The sequence below is a fragment of the Streptomyces sp. NPDC056479 genome (assembly GCF_042795335.1).
Classification (GTDB): Bacteria; Actinomycetota; Actinomycetes; order Streptomycetales; family Streptomycetaceae; genus Streptomyces.
In genome coordinates this window covers 342,123-356,959 of sequence record NZ_JBHTRZ010000008.1, presented here as the reverse complement: position 1 = coordinate 356,959, position 14,837 = coordinate 342,123, and the positions used below count along the sequence as shown (strand labels likewise).

Sequence of the window (14,837 nt, the reverse complement as noted above, 5' to 3'; positions counted from 1 at the left end):
CTGCCTACCTCTCCCTGACCGCCGACTGGTACGCCTGTTCGTCCCCGCCGAGGAACCGCTCCGCGAACTCGGGCCAGGGCGTGGTCGCGTACGTCTTCTGGAAGGCCTCGTCCCGGCCGTAGTCGGGTGCGCAGGACGTGAAATGCGCGCCGTTCGGGGCCTCGACGACCCCCGTCACCGTGTGCCGCTTGATCAGCAGCGACTGCGGGGCCGCCTCCTTCGTCAACTCGGCTGTGTCGACGATCCGTTCGCACGAGAGATAGGCCGCGTCCGCCGCCTCGCAGAAGAGGTCGTCGAAGTACGGGTCGGGGCCGAGGCACTGGCCGTTGCCCCGTCGGTCGGCGCGGCTCACATGCACCAGGGCCGCGTCGAGGCGCAGGGCCGGCATGGCCACGAACGTCTCCCCGTCGTCGTACGGCGAAGTCACCGTCCGCAGGCCCGGGTTGACCCGCATGACGTCCGAACCGATCCCCGCCCGCACCGGCAGGAACGGCAGCCGGTGCGCGGCGGCGCGCAGCCCCCACATGAACATCGCCTCGTCGATCTCCATCAGCTCGAGGTCGCCGCGCTCGCGGACCGCGCGGTAGTGCGGTTCCAGCGGGATCGAGTCGAGGGTGACGAAGGCGGTGACCAGCTTCCGGACCCGTCCGGCGGCCGCCAGCATGCCGACGTCGGGGCCGCCGTACGAGACGATCGTGAGGTCGGTGACGTCGGAGCGCAGCAGTGCGCGCACCAGGGCCATCGGTTTGCGGCGCGAGCCCCAGCCGCCGATGCCGAGCGTCATGCCACTGTGCAGCCGGGACACGACCTCGTCCGCGGTCGTCGTCTTGTCGCTCACTCAGCCACCGTCCCTTCCGAAGGTGTCCCGGACCCGGTCGGCCACGCCACTGAGGCCCGCCTCGAAGGTGAAGCCCTGCTCGAAGCGGTAGCCGCGGCGGACGTCGACCGGGTCGATGCCGTTGATCGCGGCCTTGGCCAGGCGCAGCAGCTGCCCGTCCTTGGCGGCGATCTCGCGCGCCAACTCCAGTGCGGCGGCGCACAGTTCCGCGCGCGGTACGACCCGCCACACCGAGCCGTGTGTGTGCAGCTCGGCCGCGGTCGCCGTGCGCGAGGTGTAGTACAGGGCGCGCATCAGGTGCTGGGGGACCAGCCGGGCCAGATGGGTGGCCGCGCCCAGGGCTCCCCGGTCCAGCTCGGGCAGTCCGAAGGTGGCGTCCTCGCTCGCCACGATCGCGTCCGCGTTGCCGACCAGGCCGATGCCGCCGCCCAGGCAGAAGCCGTGCACCGCGGCGACGACCGGGACCTCGCAGTCGTAGACCGCGGCGAAGGCGTCCGCGCAGGCACGGTTGACGCCGATCAGCGCACCGTGCCCGTCCCGCTGCAACTCCTTGATGTCCACGCCCGCGTTGAACCCGCGTCCCTCCGCCATGAGGACGACACACCGGACGTCCGGATCGCGGCCCGCCGCCCGCACCGCGTCGGCCAGGGCGGACCAGCCGGCCACCGGCAGGGCGTTCACCGGTGGGAAGTCGACCGTGACGACGGCGATTCCCTCTTTTTCGGATCCCTTTTCCGGGGACGAGGTGGAGACACCCATGGTCGCATCAGCTACCTTTCCACCAAACATTTGTTAGGTGGAGGGTAACCGCGAATGGGGCTGGACGGGAAGGCAGTTGTCGTCACGGGGGGTACGCGGGGTGTCGGCGCCGGGGTGGCGAAGGCCTTCGCCGAGGCCGGCGCGGCGGTCGTGGTCTGTGCGCGCAGGCCGCCCGAAGTCCTCCTCGCCGGGGCCGAGTTCAGACCGCTCGACCTTCGCGACCCGGACGCCGTACGGGCCTTCTTCGCGGACCTGCCCCGCGTGGATGTCCTCGTCAACAACGCGGGCGGCACACCGTACCGACGGTTGACGGACGCGGATGCCGAGCGGCACGCGCGCGTCATCGAGCTGAACCTTCTCGCTCCGCTGACGGCGTCCCTGGCCGCGTACGAGCAGTTGAAGCGCGTGCGGGGCTCGGTGGTGATGATCGGCAGCGTCAGCGGGGACCGGCCGTCGCCCGGTTCGGCGGCGTACGGGGCGGCCAAGGCCGGGCTGGAGAACCTGGCCCGTTCGATGGCGGTGGAGTGGGCGCCGGAGGTCAGGGTCAACACGCTGGTCGTCGGCATGGTCCGCACCGAGCTGGCCCACCTCCACTACGGCGGCGACGACGGCATCGCCGGCGTCTCCCGCACCGTTCCGCTCGGCCGCCTCGCCGAACCGGCCGACGTCGGCGCGGCCGCCGTCTTCCTCGCCTCCGATGCCGCCGCGTACATCAGCGGGGCGAGCCTGCTCGTGCACGGCGGGGGCGAGCGGCCCGCGTTCCTGGACGCCGCAACGGTCAACAAGGAGGCATGACATGAGCCGGATGTGCGAAGGACGGGTGGTCGTCGTCACCGGGGCGGGCCGGGGGCTCGGGCGCGCGCACGCGCTCGCGTTCGCCGCGGAGGGGGCGAGGGTCGTCGTCAACGACCTCGGCGTCGGGCTGGACGGAGCACCGGGTGCCGACAGCCCCGCCGGGCAGGTGGTCGACGAGATCCGCGCGGCGGGCGGCGAGGCCGTCGCCCACGGCGGCGACGTGGCGACCGGAGCCGGGGCGGCTTCCCTGGTGGCGGCAGCGGTGGAGACGTACGGCCGTCTCGACACGCTCGTCAACAACGCCGGGTTCCTGCGCGACCGGATGCTGGTCAGCCTCGACGAGGACGACTGGGACGCCGTCGTACGCGTTCACCTCAAAGGGCACTTCCTCCCGCTGAAGCACGCGGCCGCGCACTGGCGTGGGGAGGCGAAGGCGGGCCGCACTCCGGTCGCCCGGATCGTCAACACGAGCAGCGGGGCGGGGCTGCTGGGCTCGCTCGGGCAGGCGAACTACAGCGCCGCGAAGGCCGGGATCGTCGGCCTCACCCTGGTCGCGGCGGCGGAACTGGCCCGCTACGGCGTCCAGGTCAACGCGATCGCCCCGGCGGCCCGCACCCGCATGACGGAACGCACCTTCGCGGCCACGATGACGGCCCCCGAGTCCGGCTTCGACGCCATGGCCCCGGAGAACGTCTCCCCACTGGTCGTCTGGCTGGGCTCGGAGGCGTGCGAAGGGGTCACGGGCCGCGTCTTCGAGACGGAGGGCGGCCGGATCACGGTGATGGAGGGCTGGCGGGCGGGGCCGACGGCGGACAGGGCGGCGCGGTGGACGCCGGAGGAGGCGGGGGAGGCGGCGCGGAAGCTGTTGGGAGAAGCGGAGGCTCCGGGACTGGTATACGGGGCTTAGCCCGGATGCCTTTTAGGGGCGCGGGGAACTGCGCGACCAGCCACAACGAGCCCGCAGACGCCCCACAACACAACGAGGCACCCCACTAGGCGCTCACGTATCACATTCCAGCACCGTCCGGCACAACCCGCACCGCGCCCGAACCCGCCCCTTCACCGGCACCCGAATCCGCTGCTGACAGGTAGGACAAGGAAACGACACCCGCAACGGCCCCCGCCCGTCCGGCGTGAACGCGTACGGCACCCCCGGCGGGCGCCCGGCGCCATGGTCCTGCGCATGCCGCCGGTCACGGGCGTAGCGGCGGCGGCCCGCCCAGCCGGCCGCCGTCAGCGGGGGCTGCTGTTCGTCGCGGCGGGCCTCGGCCATGCCCTTCACATACGCCGTGTACGCCTGGGGGCTGGTGAACCACACCGACGGGTCCTCGGCGAAGACCAGCGCCCGCTTGGCGAGCACGTACCCGAACTCCTCCGGCGTCAGATAGCCCAGCTTCTGCGAGGACGCCGAGTCCTCCCGGTACGCGTCGAGGAGCAGCCAGCCCGCGCCCAGATACGTCGTCGCGGTGTCCGTGAGGATCTCGTTGTCGCGGGTGCCGGGGAAGGACAGATCGAGGCGATGCAGATACACATGCATCACCTCGTGGGCGAGGGCCGCGCCGATGTCCCGGCGATGGGTGCGGAAACGGTCGTTCAGCTCGACGAAGTACTCCGGCCCGGCGGCGAGTTCGACGTTCGCCGCGTGGGACATCTCCCGGAAGCTGACGATCAGCCGGGCGTCCGGCAGCCGGTAGTGCCGCACCAGCTCATGGGCCACCCGCTGCGCGCCGAGATAGAGATCGTCCGTGTCGCAGAAGGCCACGTCGGCGGGCGCCACACTGGTCGCGAAGGTCTGGACGGTGTCGTACGAAAGCCGTCTGTAGAGCGCGGTGATCGAGGCCCGCACCGTCTCCAGGTGCGGGAAGCCGTGCTGGACCGGTCCGCCGTTCGCCACGCCCGTACCCCCAAGACGCCGTGAACCCGATTCCACTCTACGGGGATGTGAGGGGATTTTCCCTGGTGAGGTTCCATGCCCGGGACGTGAGATCCGTCCTTGTCATGAACGCCCTTTGATCTTCATACTCCGGGTCGCTCAACCCCCCACGAAAGGACCAATGTTGAGCCATCACATATCCCGGAGAAGCGGCATCACCCTGGTGAAGAGAGCCGCGGCGGTCGGCGCCGTCGCCCTCGCGGTCGCCTCCCTTCAGCCGCTCAGCGCGCAGGCCGCGTCCACCCGCATCGTCGGTGGAACGACTGCCGCACAGAACGAGTTCCCGTTCATGGTCCATCTGTCGATGGGCTGCGGCGGGGCGCTCTACAAGAAGGACGTGGTGCTGACCGCGGCCCACTGCATGGAGGGCTCTGGCAACAACACCAGCATCACCGTCACCGCGGGTGCCAACGACCTCAACTCCTCCGCCGCGATCAAGGTCAAGTCGACCAAGGTCAAGGTGGCCCCGGGGTACAACGGCACCGGCAAGGACTGGGCGCTCATCAAGCTCGCCCGGCCCATCGACAAGCCGACGCTCAAGATCGCCACCACGGACCAGTACAACCGTGGGACGTTCACGATCGCCGGATGGGGCGACACCGAGGAGGGCGCGGGCACGGGCACGACCAAGCTCCGTAAGGCCACGGTTCCCTTCGTCGCCGACCGCACCTGCAAGCGTCACTACGGAAACCGGCTGGTGTCGAAGGAGGAACTGTGCGCCGGCTGGCAGAGCGGCGGCATCGACACCTGCCAGGGCGACTCCGGTGGCCCCATGTTCCGCAAGGACGACGCCGGTAAGTGGATCCAGGTCGGCATCGTCAGCTGGGGCGACGGCTGCGCCCGGCCCGGTGTGCCCGGCATCTACACCGAGGTCAGCCACTTCGCGGCGGACATCGCCCGGGCGGCGTCCGCGCTGTAGGCAACCGGCGCACCTCGGTGCGTCAGACGGCCCGGAGCACCGGGGCACCCGCCTCGCCGGGACCCCACCGGGCCGTCCCCTCCAGCTCCAGCACCCACACCTCGTTGCGGCCCTCGCGCAGCACGGGCCCCGGGACGTACAGCGAGCGCTGTGGACCGGCCGACCAGTAGCGGCCGAGGTTGAAGCCGTTGATCCACACGAAGCCGCGGGTCCAGCCGGGCAGCTCCAAGCGGCCGTCCCCGGCGCCCCGTACCGTGACGGTTCCCCGGTACAGCCCCGGAGCGCCGTCCTCGGGCAGCTCCCGCGCCGGCACCGCCCGGACCCTCCCGACGTCGTCCAGGGCCTCCAGCCGCAGCCCACGCGCGCGTACGTCGTGCAGATACTGCCGCTCGTGCAGCACGCCCCCGGTGATCCCCTTGCGCTCGCCCAGCCGTGGCCCGTAGTTGACCCGCCCCAGGGACTCCACCCACAGCTCCACGCGCGCGTGCCCGGCGACGGGCTCCTTGAGACACACGTCGTCCTCGCCGAGCACCCCGGCCCGCTCCCCGTCGACGTACACCACGGCGAGATCCCGCAGCCCGCGCACGGTCAGCGGAAACGGCTGCCGCGGCCCCGGCACCGTCACCTCGTACCGCACCAGCCCCCGCTCGACGCCCAGGTCCTCGAAGGCGGGCGGGACGGGACCGAACGCCTCAGGGCCGCCCAGCGCCTGAAGTACGTCGTCCAGGGGCGCCCAGGCGGCCAGGGCCACCTCGGCCCCGGCGCCCAACGGCTCGGGGGCGGGCGGGACTTCGGGCAGGGGGCCGTCGGCGTACTCGGCGAGGACCTCCCGGAAGGCCCGGAACTTCGGCGTGGGGCGGCCGTGCTCGTCGATCGGGGCGTCGTAGTCGTACGACGTCACATCCGGTTCCAGGGGGCCGTCGTGCAGCGCGCCGCCGCCCCGGTTGGCGCCCGCCCAGCCGGCGAAGTTCGTGCCGCCGTGCGCCATGTACAGGTTCACCGAGGCCCCGCACTCCAGGATCTCCCGCAGGGCCGCCGCCGCGTCCCCGGGATCCCGTACCGCGTGCTCGCCGCCCCAGTGGTCGAACCAGCCGCACCAGAACTCCATGCACATCAGCGGGCCTTCGGCGCGGTGCCGGCGCAGTGTTCCGAACGCCTCGCGCGCGTGCGAGCCGAAGTTCACCGTCGCAAGGACCCCCGGGATGGAGCCGCCGGAGAGCATGTGGTCCTCGGGGCCGTCCGAGGTGACAAGCGGGACCGTCACGCCGTGCTCGCGCAGCAGGCCGGCCAGGCGGCGCAGATACTCCGCGTCCGAGCCGTAGCTGCCGTACTCGTTCTCGACCTGCACCATGAGCACCGGTCCGCCGCGGTCGATCTGCCGGGGCGCCACCTCGCTCAGCAGCCGCCCGAACCAACGCGCCACGTGGCCCAGATAGCGTTCGTCACGGGTACGCGCGCGTGCGCCCACCTCAGCCGTCAGCCAGTACGGCAGCCCGCCGTTCTCCCACTCGGCGCAGATGTACGGCCCCGGACGCACGATCGCCCACAGCCCCGCCTCCCGGGCCGCGTCCAGGAACCGGCCGAGCGCGGCCACGTCCCGGTTCCGGCCCGGCGCCGGCTCGTGCAGGTTCCACGGCACATACGTCTCCACGCAGTTGAGGCCCATCGCCCGCAGCATCGCCAGCCGGTGGCCCCACTGCGCCTCGTGCACCCGGAAGTAGTGCAGCGCGCCGGACAGCAGCCGCACCGGCCGGCCGTCCAGCAGGAAGTCTTCGTCCCCCACCGTGAACTCGCTCATGCGCCCCACCCTCGCCTCTGGCGCAGGTCAGGGTCCATGGACAAAGATCAGCGCTGCTTGGACCGAAGGACTTGCATCCAAGGACGGGCAGGGAGGCGGGCGGATGTACCACACCTGGATGCGCTTCTTCACCCCCGGCCCCGCCCACCACCGCCTCGGCCTCGTCTGTCTCGGCGTCGGCCTCCAGTACGGCGCCCTGCCCACCGTCGGACCCAGGGTCCTGGACCATCATGTCGCCGTCGTGATCAGCACCGGCGGCGGGTGGTACGCCGACCCTGAGGGCCGCCGTACGACCGTCACCGCGCCCGCCCTGCTGTGGCTCACCCCCGGCGTCCCGCACCACTACGCGCCCGATCCCGGCACCGGCTGGGACGAGGGCTTCGTCGACTTCACCGGGCCCGCCACCGTCCCGTACACCGAACTCGGCTACATCGAGCCGGACCGCCCCGTCGTGCCCCTCTCCGACGCCTCCGGACCGCGTGCCGTCATCGGGCGCATGGCCCGCGCCGCCCGCCGCGACAACCCCCTCCTGGAGGCCGAGACCGGCGCCGCCGTCCATGAACTCCTCGTCGTCCTGCGCCGCGCGCGTGCCGACCTCGCCCCGGACGGCGACCTCGTCCTCAAGGCCCTCGCCCGCGACGCCTGTCTGCCGCTGACGGTCGCCGACCACGCCGCCCGGCACGGCATGACGCCCGCCGAACTGCGCACGGCCGTGCGGCGCGGTGCCGGTTGCAGCCCCAAGGACTATCTGCTCGGCATCCGCTTGGGCCGCGCCAAGGAACTCCTCGCCGCCACCGAGCTCCCCGTCGCCGCCGTCGCCCGCCGCGTCGGCTACGACGACCCCGCCTACTTCTCCCGCCTGTTCACCCGCCGGGTCGGCATGGCACCGGTCCGCTTCCGCGCCCAGCAGGGCCGCGCCGTGCCCGGCGGCTGGAGCAACCAGGTCCCCGACCCCGACGACCCGCCCAGGATCGAACGAACGACCGGCCCAGGCGGCCCCGTAGGCTGAGCCCTCATGACCAGCAACACGCCCCCGGGCGACGCCGACCCCGCTGTCCGCGAGGAACTCGCCCGGCTGCGCGACAGCATCGACAACATCGACGCCGCTGTCGTCCACATGCTCGCCGAACGCTTCAAGTGCACCCAGCAGGTCGGCCATCTCAAGGCCCGGCACCAGCTCCCGCCCGCCGACCCCGACCGCGAGGCCCGTCAGATCGCCCGGCTGCGCACCCTTGCCGAGAACGCCAAGCTCGACCCGGCGTTCGCGGAGAAGTTCCTAAACTTCATCATCGCCGAGGTGATCCGGCACCACGAGAGCATCGCCGAGGACGCCGTCAACGGCGCTGCGCCCACGGCGAACTGACGCCCCCCGGCCCACCCGAGGGAGTGACACGGCGGCCCGCGGGGGGCATGCTGCGCTGTGCACTCCAAGTCAACTGACACGCACTCCCCGTCAGCGCCCGGACATACCCTGGATGTCCACGCGGGAGGGACGTCGGGCCATGCCGTCGGATGCCAAGATCCTCATCGTCGACGACCACGAGGAAACCCTGTACGCCCTGGAGAGCGCCCTGGCCCCGCTGGGCTACCGGCTCGCCCGCGCCACCAGCGGCGACGAGGCGCTCAAGCAGGTGCTGCGCGGCCAGGTCGGTCTGCTGCTCCTGGACGTCCGGATGCCCGGCGTCAGCGGCCTGGACGTGGTCCGGTACATGCGGCGCGTGGAACAGACCCAGAACATACCGGTCATCCTGCTCACCGGCTTCGGCGTGGACCATGAACTGACCGCCACCGCCTTCGGACTCGGCGTCGCCGACCTGGTCATGAAGCCCACCGACCCCTGGGCGCTGCGCACCAAGGTCCGCTACCTGTACGACGCCTACCAGCGCCACCGCGCCCTGGAGGAGGAGATCCGCGAGCTGCGTGCCCTGGTCAAGGGCCACACCGACGTCCGGCCGCCTCCGCCGCGCCCCACCCTGCCGCACCCCGACGCCCTCGTCCCGCCCCAGCGGGACAGCCCCGCCGCGACATCGGCCAAGGACCTGACCTGACACCGGCCGGGCGGCACGGGACGCCGGTCGAGAACCGGACAGAACGGCCGCAAGGAATCGGACATAGCGCACGTAGTGATCCACCCCTGTGCCTTGTCCGTGGCATCAGGCAGCATGTCCTGCATGTCCGTACTCACGCGCGACGAAGCGCAGACCCGTGCCCAGCTCCTCGACGTCCATGGCTACACGATCGAACTCGATCTGACGACCGGGCACGAGACCTTCGACTCCCGTACCGTCATCGCGTTCACGGCGCGCGCCGACGCGGACACGTTCGTCGAGATCAAGCCGGCCGAGCTGCGCTCCGTCACGCTGGACGGTCAGCCCCTGGACCCCGAGACCCTGGACGGGAACAGGCTGGCCCTGAAGAACCTCACCGCCGGTGAGCACGAACTGCGCTTCGACGCGGCCATGCGCTACTCCCGCACCGGCGAGGGCATGCACCGTTTCACCGACCCCACCGACGGCGAGACGTACGTCTACACCCAGCTGTTCATGGAGGACGTCCAGCGCGTCTTCGCCGCCTTCGACCAGCCCGACCTCAAGGCCGTCTTCGAGCTGTCCGTCACCGCCCCCGAGGGCTGGACCGTCCTCGCCAACGGCATCACCGAGCAGCTCGGCGACGGCCGCTGGCAGGCCGCGGCCACCCCGCTGATCTCCACCTACCTCGTCGCGGTCGCCGCGGGACCCTGGCACTCGGTGCGCACCGAGCACCGCGGCCTGCCCTTCGGCATCCACTGCCGCCAGTCCCTGGCCCCCCACCTGGACGCGGACGCCGACGAACTGCTGCAGGTCACCCGGCAGTGCTTCGACCGCTTCCACGAGAAGTTCGACGAGCCCTACCCCTTCGACTCCTACGACCAGGCCTTCGTGCCCGAGTTCAACGCCGGCGCCATGGAGAACCCCGGACTGGTCACCTTCCGCGACGAGTTCGTCTACCGCTCCGCCGTCACGGACACCGAGCGGCAGACCCGCGCCATGGTCATCGCCCACGAGATGGCCCACATGTGGTTCGGCGACCTCGTCACCCTGCGCTGGTGGGACGACATCTGGCTGAACGAGTCCTTCGCCGAGTACATGGGCTACCAGATCTGCGCCGAGGCCACCCGCTTCACCGACACCTGGGTCGACTTCGGCGTCGCCCGCAAGTCCTGGGGCTACGACGCCGACCAGCGGCCCTCCACCCACCCGGTGGCCCCCGAGGCCGTCGACGACACGGCCTCGGCCATGCTCAACTTCGACGGCATCTCCTACGCCAAGGGCGCCTCCGCACTGCGCCAGCTCGTCACCTGGCTCGGCGAGAAGGACTTCCTGGCCGGCATCAACACCCACTTCGCCCGCCACAAGTTCGCCAACGCCACCCTCGCCGACTTCATCGACTCCCTCGCCGCGGGCACCGAGCGCGATGTGCACGGCTGGGCCGACAGCTGGCTGCGCACCACCGGCGTCGACACCCTCACCCCGACCGTCACCGCCGGCGACAACGGCACGTACACCCTCACCGTCGACCGCGCGGGCAGCCGTCCGCACCGCGTCGCCGTCGGCCTGTACACCGAGGACCTCGGCGACAACGAGGGCCACCTCACCCTGCGCGAACGCCTCGAACTCGACATCCCGCAGACCGCCCCGCAGCCCATCGGCAAGCGCCCGGCTCTGCTGCTGCTCAACGACGGCGATCTGACCTACGCCAAGGTCCGCTTCGACCCCGAGTCCTTCGAGACCGTCCGGGGGAGCCTCGCCGGCCTGCCCGACCCGCTCACCCGCGCGGTCGTCTGGAACGCCCTCAGGGACGCCGTCCGCGACGGCGAACTGGCCGCCACCGCCTATCTGGAGGCCGCCCGCACCCACCTGCCGCGCGAGCGGGACCTCGCCGTCGTGCAGGGCGTCCTCGCCTTCGCCACCGCCCAGGTCGCCGACCGCTACCTCACCCCCGAGGAGCGGCCCGCCGCCCTGGCCACCCTCTCCGCCCTGTGCCGCGACCTGATCCGCCGCACCGAGGACGGCGACAACCCCGGTCTGCGCCTGATCGCGGTGCGTCACTTCATCGACGCAGCCGCCCACCCCGACACGATCGACGCCTGGCTCGCCGAGGGCACCGTGCCCGGCGGACCCGAGCTCGACCCCGATCTGCGCTGGCGTGTCCTGGGCCGGCTCGCCGTGCTCGGCGCCGTCGACGAGGCCGCCATCGCCGCCGAACTGGAGCGCGACCCGAGCGCCACCGGCCAGGAGGGCGCCGCCCGCTGCCGGGCCGCCCTGCCCGACGAGGCGGCCAAGGCGCGGGCCTGGGAGGCCATGTTCGCCACCGACGAGAGCACCGACCTGTCCAACTACCTCTTCACCGCGACCGCCCAGGGCTTCTGGCAGCCCGAACAGGCCGATCTGGTACGGCAGTACGTGCCGCGCTACTACAAGGACGCGGTCACCCTCGCCGCTCGCCGCGGCCCTGCCATCGCCGACGCCGCCGGCCGCTACGCCTTCCCGGCGCACGCCGTCGACCCCGACACCCTGCGTCTGGGCGAGAAGTGCCTGCGCGACGGCGACCCGATCCCGGCGCTGCGCCGCAGGCTGGCCGACCAACTCGACGATCTGGCACGGGCGTTGCGGGTCCGGGAGGACCGGCAGGCCTAGTACCTCCGTGGTAGGGGGCTGCCCGTTCCCACGGCCGCCCCCTACTCCGGCAACCTCCGTACGCCCGGTCCGACACGCTTTCCCCGCACGAAAGTACCCCCTTTCGGGTTCCGGTCATTGGGCTTTTCGGGCGCCATCGTCCATCCGGGTACAAGCTGGAAGTCCCTCTTGCCCAGCGCCCGGGAGGACACGATGAGCACCTCGCCGCCGCTCGCGTCAGGCCCTGAAGGTCCGCACGCCCTGCGGCCGTCGCTCGACACCGTGCTCGACGCGCTGAGCGAGGGCACCCGGGCCCGCAAGGGACCCTTTCCCTCGGGCGGACCGGAGGCGGTGGCCGCGCGCGTACGGGCCGCCGTCGGGGACGTACTGCCGGACCAGGGCGACCCGAACGCCCTCCACACCGTCGTGCGGGCCCTGACGGAGGGCTCGGCGGACCCGGCCGACCCCTTCTGCGCCGCCCACCTCCACTGCCCGCCCCTCACCGTCGCCGTCGCGGCCGACCTCGCCGTGTCGGCGCTCAACCCGTCGATGGACTCCTGGGACCAGGCACCGGCGGCCTCGGAGCTGGAGGGACTGGTGACACGGGTACTCGCGAGCGAGGTGTACGCCCAGACACCCAGGGGGGCGGGGAACAGCGCGGCGAGCCAGGCCGCACCCGCGGTCGGCCACCCACTGCGCGCGCCCCGACCCGACGCCCTGATCACCACCGGCGGCACCGAATCCAACCAGCTCGCCCTGCTCCTCGCCCGCGAAGCGCACGGCGCCGGAGTCCGGCTGGTGCACGGTGCCAACGCCCACCACTCGCTGCCCAGGGCCGCCTGGCTGCTCGGGCTGCCCGAGCCCGTCGTCGTGCCCGCCCCCGCCGGCGCCCTCGACCCCGCCGCCCTCGACGAGGCCCTCACCGAACTGCCCGGCCCGCATCTCGTCGCCGCCACCGCCGGTACCACCGACGCCGGGATCATCGACCCCCTCCCCGAGATCGCCGCCCTGTGCGCCGCTCACGGCGCCCGGCTGCACATCGACGCCGCCTATGGGGGAGCCCTGCTCTTCAGCGGCCGGTACCGCGAACGGCTGAGGGGGCTCGACGCCGCCGACACCGTCACCCTCGATCTGCACAAGCTCGGCTGGCAGCCGGTCGCCGCGGGCCTCCTCGCCGTCCGCGACCCGCGCGATCTCGCCGTGCTCCACCATCGCGCCGACTATCTGAACGCCGACGACGACACCGAAGCGGGCCTGCCCGACCTGCTGGGCCGCTCCCTGCGCACCAGCCGCAGGCCCGACGTCCTGAAGATCGCCGTCACCCTCAAGACCCTCGGCCGCAGCGGCCTCGGCCGACTCGTCGAGCAAGTCTGCGACAGCGCACGTGAGTTCGCCGCCCTCGTCCACGACCACCCCGGCTTCGAGCTCTACGACCGGCCCACCCTCAGCACGGTCCTGTTCCGGCCCGCCCACGCCGCCGACGACACCGTCGCCGCCGTACGCCGCAGGCTCCTCACCGACGGCCGCGCCGTCCTCGGCCGGGCCCGCATAGACGGGCGCCTGTGGTTGAAGACGACCCTCCTCAACCCCCGCACGCGCCCGGACGACCTGGCCGCCCTCCTGAAACTGGTGGAAGGAAACACCCCCGGATGAGTCCGCAGTCGAACCCCCTTGCCGAGGCGCACCCCAACCCCCCGCGCCAGGACCCCGACACCCCCCGAGACCTCGTCGGCATCGGCATCGGCCCCTTCAACCTCTCCCTCGCCGCCCTCGCCGAGCCCCTCGCCGAACTCGACGCCGTCTTCTACGAACAGCGCACCGCGTTCGCCTGGCACCCAGGGCTCCTCATCGACGGCTCCCGTGTCCAGGTCCCCTTCCTCGCCGACCTGGTGACCCTCGCCGACCCCGCCAGCCCCTGGTCGTTCCTCAACTACCTCAAGGCCCGCGACCGGCTCTTCCCCTTCTACTTCGCCGAGCACTTCCACATCCAGCGCGCCGAGTACGACGCCTACTGCCGCTGGGTCTGCGAGAACCTCACCGGACTGCGCTTCGGCCACCAGGTCGACGCGGTCCGCTTCAACCCCGAACGCGACGTCTTCGAGGTCGACTTCACCCGCATCACCCCGGACGGAGAGGCCGAGGCGCTCGGCCGTACATACGCGCGGAACATCGTCCTCGGCATCGGCACCGAGCCCTATGTGCCCGACCCGCTGCGACCCCTGGTGGAGGCGCCCGCCGTGCCCGTCATCCACGCCGCGGACTACCTCGACCACCGCGAGGCCCTGCTCGCCGCCGAGCACATCACCGTCATCGGCTCGGGACAGTCGGGCGCCGAGATCTTCCTGGACCTGCTGCGGCACCGCCCCACGGGCCGCGAGAGGCTCCACTGGCTCGGGCGCAGCGAGGCCTTCGCGCCCATGGAGTACTCCAAGCTCGGCCTGGAGCACTTCACCCCCGACTACACCCGCTACTTCCACGCCCTCGCCGAACCGGTGCGCGACAGGCTCGTCGCCTCGCAGTGGCAGCTCCACAAGGGCATCGACGCCACCACCCTGGCCGCCATCCACGACGAGCTCTACCGCCGCACCCTGCACGGCGGCTGGCCCGACACGGTCCTGACGCCGGGTGTGCGGGTCCGCACCGCGGGCCGTGTTGCCACGACCAAGGTGGAGCTCCACCTGGAGCACGTCCACCAGAACACCCGCTCGCGCATGACCACCGACGCGGTCGTGCTGGCCACCGGCTACCGCGAGCGCTCGCTGGACCGCATCCTCGCCGGCCTCGACCCCTACATGCGCCGCGACAGCCGGGAGCGACCCCGGATCGACGACCAGTACCGCCTGGTCATGGACCCGTCCGTCACCGGCTCCGGCTGCCATGTCTACGTCCAGAACGCCGAACGCCACACCCACGGCATCGGCACCCCCGACCTCGGCCTCGCGGCCTGGCGCAGCGCCGGCATCCTCAACTCCTTGACCGGCAAGGAGACCTATTCCCTCCCCACCCGTACGGCGTTCACCACCTTCGGCCTGCAACGGCAGGAGCCCAAGATCCCCTCCGCGCGCAGGCCGCCGGTGCTGACACCGCTCATGGAAGGGATCTGAGGCTCCTGACGAAGGCCTCCAGGTCCTAGGCCGTGT

General features: G+C 71.9%; 13 protein-coding genes. 9 read left to right on the top strand and 4 right to left on the bottom strand.

Going from position 1 to position 14,837, the window contains the following annotated elements:
* Positions 1 to 4 precede the first annotated feature (4 nt).
* Together ACFQ6S_RS30635 and ACFQ6S_RS30630 are read right to left on the bottom strand one after the other, a co-directional pair.
* Positions 5 to 838, bottom strand: a complete 834-nt coding sequence (locus ACFQ6S_RS30635) for a CoA transferase subunit A (RefSeq protein ID WP_383416766.1) — start codon at positions 836 to 838, stop codon at positions 5 to 7.
* Positions 839 to 1,597, bottom strand: a complete 759-nt coding sequence (locus tag ACFQ6S_RS30630) for an enoyl-CoA hydratase family protein (protein ID WP_383416763.1) — start codon at positions 1,595 to 1,597, stop codon at positions 839 to 841.
* A 54-nt stretch (positions 1,598 to 1,651) separates the two neighbouring features.
* On the opposite strand from ACFQ6S_RS30630, the gene ACFQ6S_RS30625 reads away from it, so the two are divergent.
* Positions 1,652 to 2,392, top strand: a complete 741-nt coding sequence (locus tag ACFQ6S_RS30625; RefSeq protein ID WP_383416760.1) for an SDR family oxidoreductase — start codon at positions 1,652 to 1,654, stop codon at positions 2,390 to 2,392.
* Between the two features lies 1 nt (position 2,393).
* On the top strand, positions 2,394 to 3,299 hold the full coding sequence (locus ACFQ6S_RS30620) for an SDR family oxidoreductase (RefSeq protein WP_383416757.1): 906 nt from the start codon (positions 2,394 to 2,396) through the stop codon (positions 3,297 to 3,299).
* A gap of 93 nt (positions 3,300 to 3,392) precedes the next feature.
* Here ACFQ6S_RS30620 and ACFQ6S_RS30615 read toward each other — a convergent pair whose 3' ends face one another.
* Positions 3,393 to 4,286 (bottom strand): hypothetical protein, encoded by an 894-nt coding sequence (locus ACFQ6S_RS30615; RefSeq protein WP_383416754.1) that lies wholly within the window; start codon positions 4,284 to 4,286, stop codon positions 3,393 to 3,395.
* Positions 4,287 to 4,446: 160 nt separating this feature from the next.
* Between ACFQ6S_RS30615 and ACFQ6S_RS30610 the strand changes: the two genes are divergently transcribed.
* Positions 4,447 to 5,244: a S1 family peptidase gene (locus ACFQ6S_RS30610; protein WP_383416751.1), complete on the top strand. Its 798-nt coding sequence runs from the start codon at positions 4,447 to 4,449 to the stop codon at positions 5,242 to 5,244.
* Between the two features lie 22 nt (positions 5,245 to 5,266).
* Here the strand turns inward: ACFQ6S_RS30610 and ACFQ6S_RS30605 are convergent, their stop codons facing one another.
* Positions 5,267 to 7,042, bottom strand: coding sequence for a beta-galactosidase family protein (locus ACFQ6S_RS30605; RefSeq protein WP_383416748.1), 1,776 nt, complete (start codon positions 7,040 to 7,042; stop codon positions 5,267 to 5,269).
* A 103-nt stretch (positions 7,043 to 7,145) separates the two neighbouring features.
* Here ACFQ6S_RS30605 and ACFQ6S_RS30600 point away from each other — a divergent pair, with 103 nt between their 5' ends.
* From ACFQ6S_RS30600 to ACFQ6S_RS30575, 6 genes are all read left to right on the top strand, one after another.
* Positions 7,146 to 8,051 (top strand): helix-turn-helix domain-containing protein, encoded by a 906-nt coding sequence (locus ACFQ6S_RS30600; protein WP_383416745.1) that lies wholly within the window; start codon positions 7,146 to 7,148, stop codon positions 8,049 to 8,051.
* Positions 8,052 to 8,057: 6 nt separating this feature from the next.
* Positions 8,058 to 8,405 (top strand): chorismate mutase, encoded by a 348-nt coding sequence (locus tag ACFQ6S_RS30595; RefSeq protein ID WP_383416742.1) that lies wholly within the window; start codon positions 8,058 to 8,060, stop codon positions 8,403 to 8,405.
* Between the two features lie 139 nt (positions 8,406 to 8,544).
* Positions 8,545 to 9,090, top strand: a complete 546-nt coding sequence (locus tag ACFQ6S_RS30590; RefSeq protein WP_383416740.1) for a two-component system response regulator — start codon at positions 8,545 to 8,547, stop codon at positions 9,088 to 9,090.
* Between the two features lie 123 nt (positions 9,091 to 9,213).
* Positions 9,214 to 11,718: an aminopeptidase N gene (pepN, locus tag ACFQ6S_RS30585; protein WP_383416737.1), complete on the top strand. Its 2,505-nt coding sequence runs from the start codon at positions 9,214 to 9,216 to the stop codon at positions 11,716 to 11,718.
* A 192-nt stretch (positions 11,719 to 11,910) separates the two neighbouring features.
* A complete protein-coding gene (locus tag ACFQ6S_RS30580) occupies positions 11,911 to 13,350 on the top strand; it encodes a pyridoxal phosphate-dependent decarboxylase family protein (RefSeq protein ID WP_383416735.1) in 1,440 nt (479 codons plus the stop codon).
* Positions 13,347 to 14,801, top strand: coding sequence for a lysine N(6)-hydroxylase/L-ornithine N(5)-oxygenase family protein (locus ACFQ6S_RS30575; protein ID WP_383416732.1), 1,455 nt, complete (start codon positions 13,347 to 13,349; stop codon positions 14,799 to 14,801). Before ACFQ6S_RS30580 ends, ACFQ6S_RS30575 begins: the two co-directional genes overlap by 4 nt.
* Positions 14,802 to 14,837 lie beyond the last annotated feature (36 nt).